Annotated in this window: 19 protein-coding genes; 4 read left to right on the top strand and 15 right to left on the bottom strand. The window is 73.6% G+C overall.

Annotation, left to right across the window (positions count from 1 at the left end; translation table 11 throughout):
• Positions 1–10 precede the first annotated feature (10 nt).
• Entirely contained in the window at positions 11–586 is a 576-nt protein-coding gene (locus AB0O07_RS25020; protein WP_365636963.1) for a histidine phosphatase family protein, read from the bottom strand.
• Between the two features lie 130 nt (positions 587–716).
• The gene (locus tag AB0O07_RS25015; RefSeq protein WP_365636961.1) at positions 717–2,174 is read right to left on the bottom strand and encodes a PLP-dependent aminotransferase family protein; all 1,458 of its coding nucleotides are present in this window, start codon (positions 2,172–2,174) and stop codon (positions 717–719) included.
• Between AB0O07_RS25015 and AB0O07_RS25010 the strand changes: the two genes are divergently transcribed.
• Entirely contained in the window at positions 2,173–3,174 is a 1,002-nt protein-coding gene (locus tag AB0O07_RS25010) for an EamA family transporter (protein ID WP_365636958.1), read from the top strand. The two genes, AB0O07_RS25015 and AB0O07_RS25010, sit on opposite strands and share 2 nt — an antisense overlap.
• 193 nt (positions 3,175–3,367) lie before the next feature.
• Here AB0O07_RS25010 and AB0O07_RS25005 read toward each other — a convergent pair whose 3' ends face one another.
• Positions 3,368–4,906: a family 10 glycosylhydrolase gene (locus AB0O07_RS25005; RefSeq protein WP_365636955.1), complete on the bottom strand. Its 1,539-nt coding sequence runs from the start codon at positions 4,904–4,906 to the stop codon at positions 3,368–3,370.
• A gap of 204 nt (positions 4,907–5,110) precedes the next feature.
• On the opposite strand from AB0O07_RS25005, the gene AB0O07_RS25000 reads away from it, so the two are divergent.
• Positions 5,111–5,971: a 3-hydroxybutyryl-CoA dehydrogenase gene (locus AB0O07_RS25000; RefSeq protein ID WP_365637304.1), complete on the top strand. Its 861-nt coding sequence runs from the start codon at positions 5,111–5,113 to the stop codon at positions 5,969–5,971.
• Between the two features lie 138 nt (positions 5,972–6,109).
• Here AB0O07_RS25000 and AB0O07_RS24995 read toward each other — a convergent pair whose 3' ends face one another.
• Positions 6,110–6,796: a PASTA domain-containing protein gene (locus AB0O07_RS24995; protein WP_365636953.1), complete on the bottom strand. Its 687-nt coding sequence runs from the start codon at positions 6,794–6,796 to the stop codon at positions 6,110–6,112.
• A gap of 90 nt (positions 6,797–6,886) precedes the next feature.
• Between AB0O07_RS24995 and AB0O07_RS24990 the strand changes: the two genes are divergently transcribed.
• Positions 6,887–7,267, top strand: a complete 381-nt coding sequence (locus tag AB0O07_RS24990; RefSeq protein WP_365636950.1) for an HIT domain-containing protein — start codon at positions 6,887–6,889, stop codon at positions 7,265–7,267.
• A gap of 230 nt (positions 7,268–7,497) precedes the next feature.
• On the top strand, positions 7,498–7,755 hold the full coding sequence (locus tag AB0O07_RS24985; RefSeq protein WP_365636948.1) for a hypothetical protein: 258 nt from the start codon (positions 7,498–7,500) through the stop codon (positions 7,753–7,755).
• Here AB0O07_RS24985 and AB0O07_RS24980 read toward each other — a convergent pair.
• From AB0O07_RS24980 to AB0O07_RS24930, 11 genes are all read right to left on the bottom strand, one after another.
• Complete coding sequence (locus AB0O07_RS24980) at positions 7,752–9,503, bottom strand: CoA-transferase (protein WP_365636947.1); 1,752 nt, start codon at positions 9,501–9,503, stop codon at positions 7,752–7,754. The two genes, AB0O07_RS24985 and AB0O07_RS24980, sit on opposite strands and share 4 nt — an antisense overlap.
• Before the next feature lie 76 nt (positions 9,504–9,579).
• Entirely contained in the window at positions 9,580–10,413 is an 834-nt protein-coding gene (locus AB0O07_RS24975) for an SDR family NAD(P)-dependent oxidoreductase (RefSeq protein ID WP_365636944.1), read from the bottom strand.
• Positions 10,410–11,267 (bottom strand): enoyl-CoA hydratase/isomerase family protein, encoded by an 858-nt coding sequence (locus tag AB0O07_RS24970; protein WP_365636942.1) that lies wholly within the window; start codon positions 11,265–11,267, stop codon positions 10,410–10,412. The genes AB0O07_RS24975 and AB0O07_RS24970 overlap by 4 nt, the downstream gene beginning before the upstream one ends.
• Complete coding sequence (locus AB0O07_RS24965) at positions 11,264–12,631, bottom strand: MFS transporter (protein ID WP_365636940.1); 1,368 nt, start codon at positions 12,629–12,631, stop codon at positions 11,264–11,266. The genes AB0O07_RS24970 and AB0O07_RS24965 overlap by 4 nt, the downstream gene beginning before the upstream one ends.
• A 280-nt stretch (positions 12,632–12,911) precedes the next feature.
• Entirely contained in the window at positions 12,912–14,045 is a 1,134-nt protein-coding gene (locus AB0O07_RS24960; protein WP_365636938.1) for a LacI family DNA-binding transcriptional regulator, read from the bottom strand.
• 174 nt (positions 14,046–14,219) lie between these two features.
• Entirely contained in the window at positions 14,220–15,038 is an 819-nt protein-coding gene (locus AB0O07_RS24955; protein ID WP_365636936.1) for a response regulator transcription factor, read from the bottom strand.
• A gap of 110 nt (positions 15,039–15,148) precedes the next feature.
• On the bottom strand, positions 15,149–15,685 hold the full coding sequence (locus AB0O07_RS24950) for a MarR family transcriptional regulator (RefSeq protein WP_365636933.1): 537 nt from the start codon (positions 15,683–15,685) through the stop codon (positions 15,149–15,151).
• Between the two features lie 215 nt (positions 15,686–15,900).
• Positions 15,901–16,602, bottom strand: a complete 702-nt coding sequence (locus tag AB0O07_RS24945; RefSeq protein WP_365636932.1) for a TetR family transcriptional regulator — start codon at positions 16,600–16,602, stop codon at positions 15,901–15,903.
• 8 nt (positions 16,603–16,610) lie between these two features.
• A complete protein-coding gene (locus tag AB0O07_RS24940; RefSeq protein ID WP_365636929.1) occupies positions 16,611–17,834 on the bottom strand; it encodes a cytochrome P450 in 1,224 nt (407 codons plus the stop codon).
• Between the two features lie 133 nt (positions 17,835–17,967).
• Positions 17,968–19,209, bottom strand: coding sequence for a cytochrome P450 (locus AB0O07_RS24935; protein WP_365636927.1), 1,242 nt, complete (start codon positions 19,207–19,209; stop codon positions 17,968–17,970).
• A gap of 169 nt (positions 19,210–19,378) precedes the next feature.
• A complete protein-coding gene (locus tag AB0O07_RS24930) occupies positions 19,379–20,869 on the bottom strand; it encodes an MFS transporter (protein WP_365636925.1) in 1,491 nt (496 codons plus the stop codon).
• Between the last annotated feature and the right edge of the window lie 43 nt (positions 20,870–20,912).

Below are 20,912 nucleotides of genomic sequence, written 5' to 3'. Positions count from 1 at the left end.
AGGCGGGCGCTCAGGCGCCGGTGTCGAGGCGTAGGTTCCAGCGGCCCGGGGTGCCGGTGAGGGTGACCGTGGAGAGCGGGCGGACGTCGACGTACCAGTACGTACGGGGCGGTGCCTGGAGCGCGTACACCAGCGCCGCCCGGACCACGGCCGGTTCGGCCACCGCGACGATCGCGGCGACCCCGTCGGCCGGGCGGGTGTCCAGCCAGCCGCCTATCCGCGAGATGAAGGTGAAGAGCGGCTCGCCGCCGTGCGGGGCGCCGCGCGGATCGGCGAGCCAGGCGTCCACCCCGGCCGGTTCGCGGGCCATCACCTCGGCGAGGGTGTAGCCGCGCCAGCGCCCCATGTCACAGTCGCGCAGGGCGGGTTGGACCAGCGGCGCGAAGCCGAGGGCGTCGCCGGTGGCGCGGCTGCGCGGGGTGGGCGAGCAGTAGCGGAGGTCGGCGGTGGCGAGCGGGATGAGGGTGTGGGCGACGCGCTGCATCTCGTGCCAGCCGGTCCGGTCGAGGGGGCGGTCGTCGTCGAAGCGCTCGTCGTACTGGTCCGTGCTGCGCGCCGCGGCGACCATGGTGACCCGAACACTCATGGGCGTGATCGTGGAGCGGAAAGCGGTGCCGGTCAAGGGGTCGCCGCCACCGGGGACCGACCGGCGAAGCGGCGGGAACGCGGTGGGAACGCGACGGCGGCGCGATCGGGAAGCCGGTGGTCCCGGCCGGTCACCCGCCCGTCACACCGCCGTCATCCGGCAGGGCGGTACGGAGCCGGCGTACCCCCTCGACGATCTCCGCGGGCCCGGCGGGCGCCCCGAAGCTCAGCCGCAGATGCGGGGCGGGCGGCTCCGCCCCGAAGTACGGGCGGCCCGGGGCGACCGCGACGCCCGCGCGGAGCGCCCCGGCGACCACCGCGGACTCGTCGGTGCCGTCCGGGAGGCGGAGCCAGAGGTGCTGGCCGCCGGCCGGGATGTGCGCGGGTTCCAGCACGGGCGGCGCGGCCCGGAGCGCCCCGGTGACGATGTCCCTGCGGTTCTTCAACTCGGCGGCCACCATACGGAGTTGACGGGGCCAGGCGGCGGAGCCGACCAGTTCGAGAGTGGCTTCCTGGAGCGGGCGCGGCACGAAGAAGTTGTCCACGACCTGGATGGCGCGCAGCCGCTCAAGGACCGGCCCCCGGGCCGCCAGCGCGCCGACCCGCAGGCTCGGCGAGGTCACCTTGGTGAGGGAGCAGACATGGACGACGACGCCGTCCGGGTCGTGGGCGGCGAGCGGGGGCGCCGGCGGGCCCGCGTCCGTATGGACCAGACGGCGCGCGAAGTCGTCCTCGACGACGAACGCCCCGGCCGCGCGGGCGATCCGTACCACCTCGGCGCGGCGCTCCGCGCTGAGCACGGCACCGGTCGGGTTCTGGAAGAGCGGCTGGCAGACGAAGACCCGGGCGCCGCTGGCCCGGAAGGCGTCGGCCAGCAGCTCGGTCCGTACCCCGTCCGGGTCGACCGGTACCGGGACGGGGCGGAGCCCGGCGGCGCGGGCGATCGCCAGCATCCCGGGGTAGGTGGGCGATTCGACGAGGACGGGCGCGCCGGGCGGGGCGAGCGCGCGGAGCGCGGTGGTGAGGGCGCTCTGGCCGCCCGCGGTGACCAGGATCTCGGCGGCCGTCGTGGTGGGCGAGACGGCGCGGGCGAACCACTCGCGCAGTTCGGGCAGTCCGTCGACGGGCGGCCGGGTCCAGGCGCCGGGGCGGCGTCCGGCCCGGGCCAGGGCGGCGGCCATCGCGGCCTCGGGCTGGAGCGTGGGGTGGAGATAGCCGCCGTTCAGCTCGATGACGCCGGGCGGCGGGGCGGCGAGGGTGATGAGCACCCCGGAGGCGTCGACGGCGCGCGGCACCCCGGCGCCACCGCCCAGGGGGTCGTCGGCGCTGAGGGCGACCTCCTGCCAGGAGGTGTCCCCGGCCCGCGCGGTGACGGCCGGCTCGGGGGCCCGGTAGGCCCCGGCGCCGGGGCGGGTGACGACCAGGCCCTCGGCGGCGAGCCGGGCGAGGGCCCGGGAGACGGTGACCGGCGAGACCCGGTAGCGCTCGACCAGCTCCCTGCTGGACGGCAGCTTTCCGCCGGGTGAGTAGCGCTTCACCTCCTGACGCAGTGATGTGGCCAGCTCCAGGACGCTGTTACGCTCATGCATGAGGACAGAGAATAGCGCTACTCCCCCGACCGGGATAGCGGTGGGCGGTGCCGCCGCCCCGCGCACCGCCCCCGGAACCCCCGCCGGAAACCCCGCCGAGACCCCCGCACCCCCCGCACTCCCCGTCCCCGGCGCCCCACGGAGCGACCGGGGCACGCTCCTCGCCGTGCTGGGCGTCGTCGCCTTCTCGCTCACCCTCCCGTCCACCGTGTGGGGCCTGGAGAGCTTCGGCCCCTGGTCGCTGGTGACCGTCCGGACCGTGCTCGCCGCACTGCTCTCCGGCGGCTGTCTGCTGGCGCTCCGCGTGCCGTTCCCGGACCGCCGGCAGTGGCTGGGGCTCGCCGTGGTCGCCCTCGGGGTGGTGGTGGGGTTCCCGCTGCTGACCACCCTCGCGCTGGAGACCTCCAGCACCGCGCACGCGGCCGTGGTGATCGGGCTGCTGCCGCTCACCACCGCCGGCTACGCCTCGCTCCGTACCGGCCACCGGCCCTCCCGTACCTTCTGGGCGGCGGCGCTCGCCGGGGCCGCCGTGGTGGTCGGCTTCACCGTCCAGCAGAGCGGCGGCGCGCTCTCCCTCGCCGACCTCTATCTCTTCGGCGCGCTGCTGCTCTGCGCGGCGGGGTACGGGGAGGGCGGCCGGCTGGCCCGGGAGATGCCGGGGTGGCAGGTGACGGGGTGGGCCCTGATCGGCTGTCTGCCACTGGCCCTGGCGGGCTCGGCGGTGGCGCTCTCCTTCGAGCCGGTGCGGCTGACGGCGCACGGGGTGCTCGGGATCGGCTGGGTGGTGGTCGGCTCGACCTTCTTCGGGCTGTACGTCTGGTACCGGGGCATGGCGTCGATCGGGATCGCCCGGGCCAGCCAGCTCCAGCTCGCGCAGCCGATGCTGACCCTGCTCTGGTCGGTGCTGCTCCTCGGCGAACACGTCACCCCCGCCGCCCCGCTGGCGGCCGGGGCGGTGCTCGTCTGCATCGCGGTGACCCAGCGCGCGGGCCGCCGGTGAGCCGGCCGCCGGTGCGAGGCGTGCGGCGGGCCGGGCGGCGCCGGGGCCGCGCGTCCGGACCGTACGCCCGGAGCCGTACGACCGGACCCGCCGCCGGACCAGTACGACCGGACCAGTACGTCCGGACCCGCCGCCGGACCGTACGGCCGGACCCCTACGGCCGGACCCGCCGCCTCCAGCGCGGTGCCCGGCCTCAGCGCGGCCGGGCCGAGCGCCTGCCGTAGTGGTCGGTGACGACCCGGCTCATCGCGCCGATCGGGTCGGCGGCGACCTCCTTCGCGGAGAAGTAGCAGTGACCGCGCACCCCCGGGTACTTCTTCGCCAGCGTCAGATGGCGGGAGAGCTCGGCGGGGTCCTGCCACGCGGCGGGCTGGGCCGGGTCGCCCGCCTTGTACAGGGCCTCGCCGATGTAGAGGTCGACGCCCGTGCCCCGTACCGTCGCGTCCCACCAGCGGAGCAGTTCGGCGTAGTCGGCGGCGGCGAAGCCGATGTTCCAGTAGAGCTGAGGTGCGATGTAGTCGATCCACCCCTTACGGACCCAGCCCCGGGTGTCGGCGTGCAGGTCGTCGTAGGTCTGCACACCGGCCCGGGTGTCGGAGCCGAGCGGGTCGGTGGCGGCGTTGCGCCAGACCCCGAAGGGGCTGATGCCGAACCGCACGCTCTTCCGGATCTTCTTGATCCGCTCGGAGGTCTCGCGCACCAGCCGGTCGGTGTTGTCGCGCCGCCAGGCCGCCCGGTCCGGGAAGTCCGCCCCGTACCGCCGGTACGCCGCCTCGTCCGCGAACTCCTCGCCCGCGACCGGGTACGGGTAGAAGTAGTCGTCCCAATGGACGGCGTCGATGTCGTACCGTTCGACCGCGTCCAGCATCGCGTCCTGGACGAACCTCCGTACCTCGGGCAGGCCGGGGTTGTAGTAGAGCTTCCCGCCGTACGGCAGCACCCAGTCGGGGTGGATCCGGGCCGGGTGGTGCGGGCTCAGCCGGCCGGGGTCGGTGTGGGTGGCGACGCGGTACGGGTTGAACCAGGCGTGGAGTTCGAGCCCGCGCGCATGGGCCTCCCGTACCGCCGTGCCCAGCGGGTCCCATCCCGGGTCCTTGCCCTGAGTCCCGGTCAGATACTGCGACCAGGGCTCGTACGGCGAGGGCCAGAGCGCGTCGGCGGTGGGCCTGACCTGGAAGACGACCGCGTTGAGCCGCCGCTCGGCCGCGGTGTCGAGGTGCTGGAGCAGTTCGGTGCGCTGGGCGCTCGCGGAGAGTCCGGGCTGCGACGGCCAGTCGCGGTTGGTGACGGTCGCCAGCCACATCCCGCGCAGCGCGGGGCGCGCGGCGCGCGGCGCGCCCTGCCCCGGTACGGTCGCGGCGGTGGCCAGGGCGGCGTCCCCGGCGGTCAGCAGCGTGGCCGCCACCCCGGCGGCGGCGGCCACGAAGCCCCGCCGCCCGACCCCGGCGGGTCCCGCCGGGCCTGCGGGCGCCGGGCCTGCGGGCGCCGGGCCTGCGGGCGCCGGGCCTGCGGGCGCCGAGCCTGTCGGCGCCGAACCGACGGACGCCGGGCCGATGGGCGCCGAACCGACAGGCGCCGGGTCACCGGCCTCCCGGCCGACGGCCTCCCCGCCGCCGCTCCCGGGGCCGCCGCTCCCGGGGCCGCCGGGCGCCGTACCACCGCGCCCCTGGTCCGCCGCGCCGGCGTCCCGCGCCGGCTCGCCCGCGCCGTACCCCGGTTCCTCGTACCGCATCCGCAGCCCCTCACCCTGTCGCGTGTACCGCACTGTCGGTGGACCGCCGCCGCGGGGGCGCGCGGTCCTGTCATCCGCCGAGCATGCCGCCCCGGGCCGCCGCGCGCATCCGACACGGGAGTAACGTCCTCCCGGAGCAGGCTCCGGAGAGAGCCGGGGCCTGCCGGAAACCGACCGGCAGAGAGGCACGATGTGACCGACACCCTGACCGATATCGCCCGCGTCGGAGTGGTGGGCTGCGGCCAGATGGGCTCAGGCATCGCCGAGGTCGCCGCGCGCAGCGGCCTGGAGGTCATGGTCGCCGAGACCACCGGCGAGGCGCTGGAGATCGGCCGGACCCAACTCCAGAACTCGCTGGCGAAGGCCGCGGAGCGCGGCAAGATCAGCGAGGCGGAGCGGGACGCGGCGCTCGGCAGGCTCAGCTTCACCACGGACCTCGGGGAGTTCGCCGACCGCGATCTCGTCATCGAGGCCGTCGTCGAGAACGAGCAGGTCAAGACGGAGATCTTCCAGGTGCTCGACCAGGTGGTGACCCGGCAGGACGCCATCCTGGCCTCCAACACCTCCTCCATCCCGCTGATCAAACTGGCGGTCGCGACCTCCCGCCCCGACCAGGTGATCGGGATCCACTTCTTCAACCCGGCGCCCGTCCAGCGGCTGGTCGAGCTGATCCCCGCGCTGACCACCTCGGAGGAGACGGTCCGGCGCGCCGAGGAACTCGTCCAGGGCGTCCTGGGCAAGCACGCGATCCGCGCGCAGGACCGCTCGGGGTTCGTGGTGAACGCGCTCCTCATTCCGTATCTGCTCTCCGCGATCAGGATGTTCGAGAACGGCATCGCCGGCCGCGAGGACATCGACAGCGGAATGGAACTGGGCTGCGCCCACCCGATGGGCCCCCTCAAGCTCGCCGACCTGATCGGCCTGGACACCGTCGCCTCGGTCGCGGACTCGATGTACGCGGAGTACAAGGAGCCTCTGTACGCGGCGTCCCCGCTGCTCCAGCGGATGGTGGACGCGGGGCGGCTGGGCCGGAAGTCGGGCGCCGGCTTCTACTCGTACACCTGACCCGCCCGGCCGTACCGCTGACCCGCCCGGCCGTACGTCTGCCCCGCCCGTCCGTACACCTGACCCGCCCGGCCGCCGGGAGTTGCCATCCCGGGCCGGGCGGGCCTGTTGTGGCAGATCAGGACCTGCCACAACAGGTCACGGGCAGTTCTCCCCGTACTTGACAGCGGTCAGGAGGACCGGCTGCCCCCGGAGGGACACGCCGGGCGCCGGATCCTGCGTGCACACCCGCCAGTTGCTCTCCAGCAGCACCATCCGGCCGCCGTCCGCGTCCGTCACCCGGAGCGAGGTGCTCGGATCGAGGGCCGCGCGAGCCGCCTTGACCGACGCGCCGTTCAGGTCCGGCATCTTCCCGCCGGTGACCTTCGGCTCTTTCTCGTCGGCGGCCGGGCACTCCTCCGCCACCTTGACCGTGCCGAAGTCGAGCGTCGTGCCGACGGGAACGGCCGTGCCCGCCTTCACGTTCTGGCCGCACACCTTCCAGTGCCGGTCGAACGCCTGAAGGCGCGCCCGCCCGCTGCTGTCATGGGACTTCAGATGGTGGAAGCCCTTGGCCCGCGCGGCGTCCTGCGCGGACTGGAGCCCCATGCCGACGAAGTCGGGGACGACGACGGGCTCCGCCGTCCCGCTCCCCGTGGAGCCGGTCACAGCGCCGGCCGTCCCCCCGGCCGCCCCTCCGGTCGTCCCTCCGGCCGCCCCTCCGGTCGCCTCCGTGGACGGCGCCTCGACGGCCGGGCCACGGCTGTCGGTGCCGTCCGGCTGACAGCCGGCGAGCGCGCAGGCAGCGGCGCAGGCGAGCGCGGCGATTCCGATACGGGTCCTCATAGCTCCCCCCGGGTGATTGGTGCGTGATGCCCGTAAAGGGCAATGTAAGGGGAAAGCCGTGCCGTGGAGACCAGGACGGCACAATTGGGCATGCCCGACACCACATCGGTCCGCCCGCCGCCGCTTCCCGAACCCGAGCCGTGCGTCTTCTGCGAGATCGTCGGCGGCCGCGCGCCCGCCGACATCCTCCACTCGTGGGACGACGCGCTCGCGATCGTCCCGCTGAACCCGGTCACCGAAGGTCACCTGCTCGTGATCCCGAGGACCCACGTCACCGACTTCGGACACGACCCCCAGGTGAGCTCCGCCGTCATGCGCCGCGCCGCGCGACTCGCGGCCACCCGGTGGTGCAACGTCATCACCTCGCGGGGAAGGGTGGCGACGCAGACCGTGTTCCACCTCCACGTCCACATCGTCCCGAGACGCGCGGGCGACGGTCTCGCACTGCCCTGGTCGGACCGAGCCGTATGACCACACTCACCCCGTGGTCGGCCGGACCCCGGACCCGCCCGTGACCTGTGCCGGGGGCTTTTCGCGCGCCTCATTCACACGGAGTGTGCGCGGGGTGCGCGCATATGCGTGGCGCACACCCTGCTGCGCGCCGTTCGGGGGGAGTTGACTCGATTCCGCTTAGCCGTCGAACCGGCGGTAACCAAGCGAACGCACCGTCGACCCACTCTTCCCGAACAGGAGCGGACATCGTGACCACCGACTCTGACCATTCTGTGGTCGGCCACGAGCGCGCGGAGTTACGCCGCACGCTCGACGTCGGTCTTGCCAAGACCGACGGCAGGATGGCACTGCTGGCCCACCGCAACGACGAGACGGACAAGGACGTCGCCGAGCTGGCCGCCCGGGTGGCGGCCCTGGAGCACTCCCGATGGCCCCTGCCAACGGTCGCCACGCTCTGCTCGCTCGGCGCGCTCGTCGTGACGGTCTGGCAGAGCACGGGGCGTTAGCGCCCCTCCCGCACCAACTCCCCGGACCCCGGTCGGCCGGGGCGGTCACGCGGGGCGCCTCTCCCGCGTACGGCATCGACGCCCACGCCCACGCCCCCGGCCGACGGGTCGTCCGCGCCCGCGCCGTCCCGGCGCCACTCCACGCCCAGCGGGGCGTCGGTGAAGAGGGCGGCGGCCATCTCGGGCAGCGGCTCCGCGACCTCCACCGGGCCCGGCATCAGGTCGAGCACATCGGCCCGTGCGTCGGTCCCGGGGGCGACCTCCACCAGCACCAGTCCGCGCTCCCCCAGCGCGAAGACGGCGCGCTCGGTGACGTACAGGACGCGCTGGCCTCGCAGCCGGGCCTGCCGGGCGCTGAAGGTGACCTGCTCGACCTCGTCGACGAACTTGCGGTGCGTGCCCTCCTGTTCGATGGTGAGCCGCCCGTCGCCGGGGACCGAGCGGGCCCCGCCCGCCGTGAAGGTGCCGCAGAACACCACCGTCGAGGCGTTCTGCGAGATGTTGACGAAGCCGCCGGTGCCGACGACGCGCCGGCCGAACTTCGAGACGTTGACATTGCCGTCCCGGTCGACCTGGGCGAAGCCGAGGAAGGCGATGTCGAGGCCGCCGCCGTCGTAGAAGTCGAACTGGTACGGCTGGTCGAGCACCGCCGTCGGGTTGGTGGCCACCCCGAAGATCACCCCGCGCGCCGGTACGCCCCCGACGATGCCTTGCTCGATGGTGAGCGTGAACCGGTCCGACCAGCCCTCCTCGGCGGCGACCGAGGCGACCCCGTCGGCGATCCCGACCCCGAGGTTGACCACATCGCCGTCGCGGATCTCGGCGACCGCCCGCCGGGCGACCACCTTCCGCTGGTCCAGCGGGAAGGGCTCCAAGTGGCTCAGCGCCTGCTTGAACTGGCCGGAGAAGGCCGGGTTGTAGTCGTGGGTGACCACCTGCCGCTGCTCGGGGTGGACGACCACGACATCGACGCAGATGCCCGGCACGGCGACCGAGCGCGGCGGCAGCGAGCCCGCCTCGGCGACCCGCTTGACCTGCGCGACGACCAGTCCGCCGGAGTTCCGGGTGGCCTGCGCCACGGAGAGCGTCTCCAGGGTGGCGCCCTCCTCGTCGAGCGACAGATTGCCGTTCTCGTCGGCCACGCTCCCCCGGATCAGACAGACGTCGAGGCCGAACGCCGGGTAGAACAGCCACTCCCGGCCCGCCAGGGTGACCACCTCGACCAGTTCCTCGGTGGTGATGTCGTTGAGCCGGCCGCCCTCGACCCGGGGGTCGCAGAAGGTGCCGAGGCCGACATGGGTGACCAGGCCGGGCCTGCCGCCCGCGATCTCCCGGAAGAGCTGGCTCATCACGCCCTGCGGCAGGTTGTACGCCTCGAACCGGTTCTCCGTCACCATCCGGCTCATCCGGGGCGCCATGCCCCAGTTCCCGGCGATGACCCGGCGGGCCAGACCGGGCAGGGCGAGGTGGTCCATGCCGCCGCCCTCGCGGTCGCCGATCCCGGTGGTGTGGACGAGGGTGAGGCCGCCGGGTCCCGTACCGCGCTCGTACGCCTCACCGAGCGTCCTGAGCAGCAGGTCGGGTTCGAGGAGCCCGCCGCCGGAGCCGCCGATGGCGACGGTGTCGCCGGGGCGGATGAGTCCGACGGCCTCGTGGGCGGGGAGGAACCGCGGCCCGCCGCGCATCCGGCGCGGGGCACGGGGCGGGGTACGGGGCGGGTGGTGGTCCTGGCGGGAGGGCAGCGTCATGGGGGGGTCCTTCGGGGGTCGTGGCCGCTCTCGTCCTTCTGGAACGGGAGAGGGGGGTACGGGGGCGGGGCGCGGGTCAGGCCATCACGCCGCCCCCGTTGAGATGGAGGGTCTGGCCGTGGACGAACGAGGCGGCGTCACCGGCGAGATAGACGACGGCCGGCGCGATCTCGTGCGCCTCCCCCATCCGCCCGGCCACCAGCCCCTCGGTGCGCGCCCGGGTGAGCGCGTCGTCGAAGGAGGCCGCCGTCATCGGGGTGGTGACGGGTCCCGGCGCGATGGCGTTGACCCGGACGGCGGGGCCGACCTCGCGTGCCATCGCCCGGGTGAGGCCGAGGACCCCGGCCTTGGCCGCGCAGTAGGCGGCGAAGTCCTCGGCGCCCTTGAAGGCCAGTTGGGAGGAGACGTTGACGATCACGCCGTGCCCGCGCCGGACCATGCCGGGCAGTACCTGGCGCGAGACGATGAAGACGCCGTCCAGGTCGACGGCGAGGGTGCGCCGCCACGCGGCGAGGCTCAGCTCGGTGAGCCGGCCCGGCGCCATCAGGCCCGCGTTGTTCACCAGGATGTCGAGCGGACCGAGGGCGTCCTCGGCGGCGGCGGTGAACGACGCGGCGGCGTCCCAGTCGGTGATGTCGCCCTCGACGGTCACCGCCCGGCCGCCGTCCGCCCGTACCCGCTCCGCCACCGCCTCGGCCTCGGCCTCCTGCCCGAGGTGGTGGACGGCGACCGCGGCGCCCGCCGCCGCGAGCGCCCGGACCATCTCCCGGCCCAGGCCGCCCGCGCCGCCGGTGACCAGCGCGCTCCGCCCGCTCAGATCGAAGGGGGAGCGGGGCGGACGAGAGGAGCGGGACGGACGGGAGGAGCGGGGCGGACGGGCGGACCGCGCGGTGCCGTGCGACGGGCTCATGACGCCTCCTCCGCCGTGCCGGTACGGGCGGCCCGGCGCGCGCGCCGCCGTTCGACGAACTCCTGTTTGCGGGTACGGGACGATGCGAGCCCCGCGGTGTAGGCGGCGAGCACGGCCTCCAGGGAGGACTCCGAGCGCAGCTCGCGGAGGACCCGCTTGGCCAGGGCGAGGGCCCGGGGCTCCGCCGCCAGCAGCCGGTCGACGGCGGCCCCGACGGCGGCGTCCACTTCCCCCGCCGGGTGCGCCGAGGTCACCACGAGGAGGGAGGCGGCCCGGGCGCCGTCCACCAGTTCGCCGGAGAGCAGCAGATGGCGGGCGACGCCGAGCCCGGCGATATCGGCGAGGCGCGCGGTCCCGCCCCAGGAGGGCAGGTTGCCCAGGCCCAGTTCGGGGAGGCCGAGCAGGGCGTCGGCGGCGGCGATCCGCAGGTCGCAGGCGAGGGCGAGTTCGAGGCCGCCGCCGAGCGCGCACCCCTCCACCACGGCGACGGTGGGGACGGGCAGGTCGGCGAGGGCGTCGAAGGTCTCCTGGCCGAGCCGGGCGAGCGCCTCGGCCTCCTCCGGGGCGGGCGCCGCCCAGTCGGCGATATCGGCCCCGGCGCTGAACACGCCCCGCTCGCCCCGGACCACGACGGCGCGCAGCCCGGGGTGGGCGGCCAGCCGCTCGACGGCCGTACGGAGCTCTTCGAGCATGGCCCGGTCGAGCGCGTTCCGCTTGGCGGTGCGGCAGAGGAGCACGGAGGCGACCCCGGCACCGCTGATCTCGGTCCTGACGTGCTCGGTCCTGACGTGCTCGGTCCTGACGTGCTCGGTTCTCGTGCTCTCGGTTCTCGCGTTCTCGGTCCCGACGTTCACCGGGCGTCCTCCGGGTCGAGCAGGTCGCGGCCCCGGGTCTCGGGGGTCACGAAGGTGGTGAGGAAGGAGATCAGCGCGAACACCGCCGAGTAGGCCCCGATGGACCACCAGGCCCAGTCGGTAGCGGAGAGCAGGAGGGCGCCCAGGAGCGGGGCGAAGCCGCCCGCGAGCACCGCGGAGATCTCCCGGGACATGGCGACCCCGGTGAGCCGGTGCGGGGCGCCGAAGAGCTCCGGCAGCAGGGCGCAGTGCGGTCCGGTGACGGCCTGGACGGCGACCCCGAAGCCGAAGCCGACCACGGCGAGCACCAGCCAGGAGTGGCCCAGGCTGATCAGGTAGAACGCCGGGAGGGCGAAGACGAGTTGGACGGCGCAGCCGATGCGGTACATGAGGACGCGGCCGATCCGGTCACCGGCGCGGCCGAAGAGGACGACGGTGAGCGCGGCGACGGCGGCGCCCACGGCGACGGCCTGGCTGCCCAGCGCGGCGTGGCCCTCGTACACCTTCTCCCCGGCGATGAAGGCGATCACGAGAGTCAGATACACCGACGAGTTGCCGTTCTCGGCCATCCGCAGCCCGATGGCGCGCAGCACGTTCGGGCGCGACGCGCGGAGCACCCTGCGCACGGGGTTCCCGGCCAGTTCGCTCCGGGACTCCATGGCCTGGAAGGCGGGGCTCTCGTGCATCCTCAGCCGGATGACGAGGGCCACCACGATGAGGAGGGCGCTGGCGAGGAACGGCAGCCGCCAGAGCCAGTCGAGCAGCAGCTCCTGGTCGGTCGCGCCGAGCACGGCGAAGACCCCGGCGCCGAGAAGGGTGCCGGCCTGGATGCCGACATACGGCATGGCCGCGTAGTAGCCGCGCCGGGCGGGCGGCGCGAACTCGGAGACGAGGGTGATGGCGCTCGCCTGTTCCGCCCCGGCGCCGAGGCCCTGGAGGACCCGGAGGAGGACCAGCAGGGCGGGGGCGGCGGCACCGATCGCGTCGTATGTGGGGAGGCACCCCACCAGGAAACTGGCGAGGCCCATCAGGGCGACGGTCGACATGAGGACGGCCTTGCGGCCGTACCGGTCGCCGATCGCGCCGAAGACGATGCCGCCGAGCGGCCGGGCGCAGAACCCGACGGCGTAGGTGCCCAGCGCGCCGAGGAGCGCGGCGGTGTCGCTGCCGAGGCCGGAGAAGAAGAGCGGACCGAAGATGAGCGCCGAGGCGAGGCCGTAGATGTAGAAGTCGTAGTACTCCAGCGCGGATCCGACACCGGCGGCGGCGATCGCCCTGCGCAGTTGCCGGGGTTCGACCACGGAGCCCCGGGGTCTGGCGGATCCCGGCTGCGCCGTGACGCCGGCGGGGGTGGAGGAAGTCATGAGGAAGCCGTTCCGTCGTAGGTACGGGGGTTACGGAGGTGGGGGGTTACGGAGGTACGGGGTTACGGAGGTAGGGAGGCGACGGGGGTACGGGAGTTACGGCGTGCGGGGGCACAGGGGTACGGGCGTACGGGCATACGGAGTAAGGGAGTTACGGGGTACGGGGACGGAGGTCACCGGGAGATGGGCGCACTCGGCCGGCCCGCTGGGGTGGCGCGGGCGGTACCGGGCGGTGTGGGTGACGCCGAGGCAGGTGGAGGGGCGGTCCGGCGGGGCGGGGTCAGCCGCCGGCTGTCCGTGGTGCGACGGCCGTTCGTGGTGCGACGGCCGTCCGTGGTCCGCCGGTCGTCCGTCCGACGGTCGTCGTGGTCAGGGAGGGGAAGCAGCCGCAGGAGGAGCGGCGCACGATGGCCGCGGGGACGACGATGCGTTCGGGCGGCGGGGGAGGTCCGGCGGTGCCCGGGCGGCGGGCGTCGATACGGTCGACGAGGCGCCCGGCGGCCAGGGTGCCGATCCGGCGGCTGTGGCCGTCGACCGTGGTGAGGCCGACATTGGGCACCTGGCCGACCCAGATGTTGTCGAAGCCGATGACCGCGAGGTCCCGGGGGACGTCGAGGCCGAGGGTGGCGGCGGCGGTCAGCACGCCGAGCGCGATGGTGTCGGTGGCGGCGAGCACGGCGGTGGGCCGGTCCCGCCCGGAGAGGAGTGCTGCGGCGGGTCCCGCCGCCTCGGTCATCTCGCTGCTGGCGAGGGCGAGGACGGCGCCCCGCTCGCCGTACGCGCCCCGGAAACCCTCCGCGCGGTGGCGGAACGCCGCGATGTCCAGCGGGCCCGTCACCAGGGTGGCGGCGGTGTGCCCGTGGTCGCGGAGGTGGTGGGCGGCGAGATAGCCGCCCTGGCGGTTGTCGACCACCACCGTGTCCGCGATCAGCTCGCCCTGGAGTTCGCGGCTGGCGACCACGACCTGGATGCCGGCGGCGACCAGCCGGGCGACCTCGCGGTCGCGGAGGGTGGCCGAGGTCACCACCACCCCTTCCACCCGCTGTTTGATCATCGCTCCGACGACATCGGCCTCCCGCTGGGGGCTCTGTCCCGAGCTGCCGAGCAGCATCGTGTACCCGGCGGGTTCGACGACCTCCTCCACGCCCGCGACAAGTTCCGGATAGAAGGGATTGGTGATACTGGCGACCATCACTCCGACGGTATTGCTGCGCCGTCTGGAGAGGCTCTGCGCGCATGCGCTCGGCTGATAGTCGAGATACTCGATGGCGGCCCTGATTTTCTCGCGGGTGACGGGCGAGACGTAGTAGACGCCGTCACTGAGGTACTTGGAGACCGTGGATTTCGCGACGCCGGCGCGCGCCGCCACCTCGGCGATCGTCGCGCGTCCCGTCGTCGGAAACCGGTTTACCATGCGTTGCAGTCTGTGCGTCCGCATTCGGCCGGTCAATGCGTTTCCTAAAGTTTCCGGCGCGTTTCAGGAAACGCCGGGAACCGCCCCCGAGGCCCCGCTCCCGTCACGCCCCGGTCATCCTGACCGCCCGCTCGTCCTGACTGCTCGCTCGTCCTGACCGCCCGGGTGTCCCGCTCACACCCCGAGCCAGTAGCCGAAGCCCTTGCGGGTGTGGATCAGGGGCGGGTCCTCCTGGTCGACCTTGCGGCGGAGGCGGGAGACCAGCTTCTCGATCGCGTTGCCCGCGCGGTCCTCGCCCCAGACATGGCGGCAGATCTGCTCCTTGGAGAGCACATGCTCGGAGTTGAGCAGGAGGTGGCGGAGCAGCCGGTACTCGGCGGGGGTCAGGTCGAGGGTGCGTCCGCCCCGGTGGGCGCGGCAGGTGAGGTCGTCGATGACGAGGTCGCCGTAGCGCGGGGCGGTGAGCCGGCCGTTCCGCTGGTGGCGGGCGCGGAGCAGGAGGTTCGCGCGGGCCAGCACCTCGGCGACCCGGAGGGGCTTGACCACGTAGTCGGCGGTGCCGGGGCCGAGCCCCGGGGCGAGGGTGTCGAGGGATTCGCAGCCGGTGAGGAAGAGCAGGGGCGGCCGGTCGGCGACGGGGACCCGGGGGTAGCCGCCGTAGTGGCCGAGGCCGGCCGCGGGCATGTCGAGGACGACCAGATCGGCGGGGGTCTCCCCGAGCCGGATCGCGGCCTCGGCGCGGGAGCCCGCGGTGGCGATGTGGTAGCCGGCCAGCTCCATGGTGGTGGAGAGGAGTTCGACGGTGGCCGGGTCGTCGCCGACGATCAGGACGCGCCGCCCGTCGCCGGAGGGCGGCGCCGGTTTCTCGCGCCGTTCGCCGGTGGCCCCGTGGAGCCGTTCACCGGTGGAGCCGTGGAGCCGTTCGCCGGTGGCTCCGTGGCGCTGCTCGCCGGTGGCCCCGTGCCTGGCTTTCTCGCTGATGTTCCCGTACATGGAAAGACCGTTCGTAGAGGGCCGGAGCTCCGCCGCCGGGGTTTCCGCCGTCGGGGGTCCCGTACGGCCCGGCGCGCGGGGGTCGGGGGCGCGGACGGCCGGCCGGCGGTTCAGACCGGGTCCGGGGGGCGGGGGCCGTCCTGGTCCTCCCCCGCGCCGGCCAGGAAGTCGCCGACCATGCGCCGGAAGAGGGTGGCGAGCTGGTGGAGCTCCTCGGGGGACCACTCCCCCAGGGCCGTCTGCATCCCCCGGCGGCTGGTCTCCCGCACCCGGTCGACGGCGTCCCGGCCCGCCGGGGTGAGCCGGATCCGCTGGGCGCGGCGGTCGTCGGGGTCGGGGACCCGGGTGACATGGCCGGACTTCTGGAGCTGCTGCACCTGCCGGGTGATGTGCGAGGCCTCCACACCGAGCCGCCCGGCCAGCTCGCCGGGGCGGAGCCCGTCGGAGTCGGCGACCGCCCGCAGCAGCGCGACCGCCGCACGCTCCAGCGGGACCCCGGCCATCGCCATCAGCCGCTCGTGCTGACGGACCCGGTTGGTGAGGTACGAGATCTCGGTGAGCGCCCGCTCGATGGTGATGATGTCGGCCGGGACGGGGCCGGGGGCGGGGGCGGCATCGCGGGGCGAGGTGGCGAGCGGTCTGGACATGCTCACCACGGTAGCACTACTTGCTTGACTCAAGTAAGTCGAATTTCGGTCGTACGGTGCCCTCGGCCGTACGTCGCTCCCGGCCGTCCGGTGCCCTCGGCCGTACGGCGCTCCCGGTCATACGGCGCTCTCGCTCGTACGGTGCCGGAGGCCCCGCGCGGTACCGACAGCGTCAGTACGGCGCGGGGCCTCCGGGGTTCACTCGTGGGCGCGGGTCAGCTCCGCGTGGTGGGGGCCAGCCAGAGCCCCACCAACGCGTCGACCAGGCCGATCGCCGTGCGGTGCCAGGTGTCCCTGACGGTGCCGGCGCCCTCGGCCAGGGCGAGTTCCCGCTCGGCGCAGGTGTGCAGGATGAGATGGCGCGCCATCATCCCGCGCTCCACATGCGCCTCCGGCGACAGCTCGGGCAGGGCCCGGTCGAAGCCGGCCACGATCCGCTGGAGCGCCGGTGAGGCGAGCGAGTCCTCGATCATGGTCGCGCGGAGCGCCGGATCGGTCATCACCTGGGCGCAGAACCGGGCGTACCACGTCGGGTTGCCCAGCTCCTCCAGGTGGTCCGTGAGCGGGTGCACCAGACAGGAGACCCAGGCGCGGACATCGGTGGAGTCGCCCGCCTCGGCGAGCCGCCGCTCCCGCGCCCGCTCGACCTGGACGGAGTGCTTCCGCGCGATGGCCCGCACCAGATCGGTCTTGGTGCCGACGTGGTAGCCGACCGCAGCGTTGTTCCCCTGCCCGGCCGCCTCGCTGACCTGGCGGTTGGAGACCGCGTACACCCCGCGCTCGGCGAAGAGCCGCTCCGCCGTGGTCAGGATCAACTCCCGCGTCGCGACGGCCTGGCCGCCCCGCGCCGCTGCTCCGGTCCGCGCGGCGGCTCCGGTCCGCCCCGGAGGCCCGGTCCGTACGCTCCCGCCCGCCATACCCGCACTCACCATCCGGTTACCGGGACTTCCCGCAATCCACCGACCACCAGTCCCTCAAGCGGCCGCAGCTCCTCGGCGTCGACAGCGAGCCGCAGGCCGGGCAGCCGGCGCAGCAGTACGTCGAGCACGGCCTGGAGTTCGGTACGGGCCAGCGCCTGCCCGAGGCAGGAGTGCGCCCCGGTGCCGAACGCCAGATGGGTGTTGGGCGTACGGTCGAGGACCATCTCCCCGGCGTTCGCGAACGCCTGCTCGTCCCGGTTGGCCGAGGCCATGCTGCACATCACGGTGGTGCCGCGGGCCAGGAAGCCCCCGTCGATCTCGCTGTCCTCCCCAATGTAGCGCGGCAGACCGAGACCGGAGTTGGCGTCGAACCGCAGCACCTCCTCGACGGTGCTGCGCACCAGCGAGCGGTCCGCGAGCAGCGCCTCCCAGCGGCTCCGCTCGGAGAGGAGCATCGCCGCCATCTTGCCGATCATGTTGGCGGTCGTCTCGTGCCCGGCGATCAGCAGCCCGAGACCGGTGGCGACCAGCTCCCGGTCGGACATCCGGTAGCCGTCGGGGGCGGTGGCCGTGATCAGCTCCGAGAGCAGGTCGTCCCCCGGCTCCTGGCGCTTGGCCGCCACATGGACGCCCATGTACGCGCCGAACTCGGCCTGCGCGGTGTCGACCTCCTCCTCGGTGTAGAGGGTGAGGTTGAGCACCGCGTCGGACCAGTGGGAGAACCGGTCCCGGTCGGTGTCGGGGACCCCGAGCAGATCGCAGATCACCCAGACCGGCAGCGGGAAGCCGAGAGCGGCCTTCAGGTCGGCGGTCCCGCCGCTCGCCACCATGGCGTCGATGAGCCGGTCGGCCATCTCCTCGATCCCGGGGCGCAGCGCGGCCATGCGTTTGGCGGTGAACCACTTGCTGATCATCCGGCGCCACCGCTGGTGCTCCTCGCCGCCCTGCGGGAGCACGGTCGACATCTCGTTGTTGAAGAGGCCGCCCGATTCGGTGTCGGAGAGCCGGGCCGCGTCGTCCGCGTCGAGCCGCCGGGTGAAGCGCGGGTCGGAGAGCACCTGCTTGACGTCCTCGTACCGGGTCACCAGCGCCGCTTCGTCGCCGCTGGGCAGCTTCACCCGCGCGACCGGGCAGCCGGCCCGGAGCCGGGCCCACTCGGCCGGCGGCTCCAGCGCCGACGGGGCGGTCATCGGGAAGGGGAGAACCTGCTCGGCGTTGTCCTGGCTCATCGTGTCTCCTCGGGTCCTGGCCGTTGGGGGGTGGGAGGGGGAAGCGCTCGGATACGGGTACGGAGAGGCGTACGGGGTCGGAGAGGGGTACGGGGTCGGGGCGGCCGGGGTAAGGGGCCCGGCTGCTCGGCGCTCACCAGGTGACGGGCAGCTCGTACACGCCGTAGACGGAGCCGTCGTGCTTGAAGGGGATGTCCTTCAGCTCGGCGGCGAGCCGCAGCCCGGGGATACGCCGGTAGAGGGTGCTGTACGCGACCTTGAGCTCCAGCCGGGCCAGGGTCTGGCCGAGGCACTGGTGGACGCCGAAGCCGAAGGCCACATGGCGGCGGGCGTCGCGCTCGATGTCGAGGCGGTCCGGGTCGGCGAAGACCTCGGGGTCCCGGTTGGCGATGTCGTTGGGCACGATGATGCCCTCGCCGGCGCGGATGGTCCCGCCCGCGATCTCGATGTCCTCCAGCGCCACCCGGCGGCGCCCGCTGTGGGTGATGTTGAGGTAGCGCAGCAGCTCGTCGACGGCCGAGGCGACCAGCGCCGGGTCCTCGGTGTCGCGCAGCAGGGCGAACTGGTCGGGGTGTTCCAGCAGGGCGAGGGTGCCGAGGGCGATCATGTTGGCGGTGGTCTCGTGCCCGGCGATCAGCAGGAGGACGCCCATCTGGGCGACCTCGCCGTGGGTCAGCTCACCGGAGCGCACCCGCTCGACCAGCCCGGAGAGGAGGTCGTCGCCGGGGTGGGCGAGCTTCTCGTCGACCAGCTTCGCCAGATATCCGGCGAGCTCGGCGGTGGCGGCGGAGCGGTTCTCGGGGGTCTCGTCCCGGTTGATCAGGATCTTGCTCTGGGTCTGGAAGAAGTCGTGGTCGCTGTAGGGCACCCCGAGCAGTTCGCAGATGACCAGGGAGGGCAGCGGCAGGGCGAACGCCTGGACCAGGTCGACCGGGCCGCCCCCGGCGAGCATGGTGTCGATCAGGTCGTCGGTGATCTTCTGGATGGCGGGCCGCATGGCCTCGACCCGCTTGAAGGCGAACGGCGCGGTCACCATGCGGCGGAGCCGGCCGTGCTCGGGGTCGTCCATCAGGATGAAGCTGATGGAGCCGCTGTTGGGGCCGATCGGCGCGGAGCTGGGGTAGCCGGGCTTGTGGACGTCGGCGCTGACCCGGGGGTCGCCGAGGATGGTGCGCTGGTCGGCGTGGCGGGTGACCACCCACGGCGTGGTGCCGTCCCAGAGGCGCACCCTGCCGAGCGGGCCCTCCTTCTGGAGCTCCTTCAGGGCGGGCGGCGGGTCGAAGGGGCACTTCGCCGCGCGGGGCATCGGGAACTCCGCCAGGGTGGCGTCGTCCCCGTCGGTTCCGGTGGTCGTGGTCGGTCCGGACACGGTCATGTCCATCCCCATCTCTCTCGGATTTCTCGGATTTCTCGGATCTCTGGGATCTCTGGGATCTCTGGGATTTCGGTCGGGCGGTTGGTCCGGTGCACGTGCGGCCGGGCCCGGCCGCCCCGGCCGGCCCGGGTCTCCCCGGCCGGGCCCGGCCGCACGTGGTGCGCTCCGGTCAGCCCCGGTCGGCCTGGAGCAGCGCCTCGCCGGAGGCGGCGGGGGCCGCCGTCGCACCCTGTCCCGTCACGGCCGCCGGGCGGTGGCGCGGCAGGAAGGCGCAGAGGGCGAAGGAGAGCAGGGCGGCGCCGGCGCCGATGGCCATGACCACCCGGAAGCCGCTCTGGGAAGGCAGCGTGGCGGGGCCGAACTCGATGGTCATCTGGGCGAGGACGACCCCGGCGACGGCGCTGGCGAAGGAGGTGCCGATGGAGCGCATCAGGGTGTTGAGGCTGTTGGCGGCGGCCGTCTCGGAGGCCGGGACCGCGCCCATGATCAGGGCGGGCATCGCGCCGTACGCGAAGCCGACACCGGCGCCGATGACACAGGACGCGATCATGATCTGCCAGACCTCGGCCATCAGCACGATGCTGAGGCCGTATCCGGCGGCGACGATGAGCGCGCCGGTCATCAGGGTGACCTTCGGGCCCTTGGCGCGGGAGAGGGCGGCGGAGAACGGGGCCATCGCCATCATCACCAGCCCCTGCGGCGCCAGGATCAACCCCATGACCAGCATCGACTTGCCCAGGCCGTATCCGTTGGCCTCGGGGAGCTGGAGGAGTTGCGGCAGCACCAGGGACATGGCGAACATCGAGAAGCCGAGCGCGATCGAGGCGAGGTTGGTGAAGAGCACCTGACGGCGGGCGGTGGTGCGGAGGTCCACCAGGGGTTCGGCGGTGCGGAGTTCGAAGCCGCCCCAGCCCACCAGGACCACCACGGCGACCGCGAAGAGCCCGAGCACCGTGGGGCTGGTCCATCCCCAGTCGCCGCCCTTGGAGACGGCCAGCAGCAGGGAGACCAGACCGACCGCGAGACCCGCGGCGCCGACCAGGTCGAAGCGCCCGCCGGTGCGGACCTTCGACTCGGGGACGACGAACGTGACCACCAGGACGGCGACGGCGCCCAGGGCGGCCGAGATCCAGAAGAGCACGTGCCAGTCGAAGTTGTCGGCGACGAACGCGGCGGAGGGCAGCCCCAGCGCGCCGCCGACCCCGAGCGAGGCGCTCATCAGCGCGGTCGCGCCGGCGAGGCGTTCGGCGGGCAGGACATCGCGCATGACGCTGATGCCGAGCGGGACGACGGCGGCCGAGAGCCCCTGGAGGACCCGTCCTGCGAGCATCGGCACCAGGGAGCCGCTGAGCGCGCAGACCACCGAGCCGGTCACCAGCAGGCAGAGGCTGATCAGCAGGATCCGGCGCTTGCCGTACATGTCCCCGAGCCGCCCGGCGACCGGGGTGGCCACGGCGGCGGCGAGCAGGGTGGCGGTGACGGCCCAGATGGCGTTCGACGGTGTGGCGTTCAGGAACTTCGGCAGCTCCGGGACGATCGGGATCACCAGGGTCTGCATCAGCGAGACGGTGATCCCGGCGAAGGCCAGGACCGCCACCACGGCGTTCGACCGCGGCGGGGCGGATCCCCCCGGAACGGGTCGGGCAAGAGTGTCGGACATGGACGTGCCTCCGTGAGAACCATCGATTGCCGGATGTACTTGA

Origin of the sequence: Streptomyces sp. NPDC093085 (genome assembly GCF_040683935.1) — a bacterium.
GTDB lineage: Bacteria > Actinomycetota > Actinomycetes > Streptomycetales > Streptomycetaceae > Streptomyces.
Note: the sequence above shows the minus strand (reverse complement) of the source record. Positions and strands in the feature narration are given on the sequence as shown.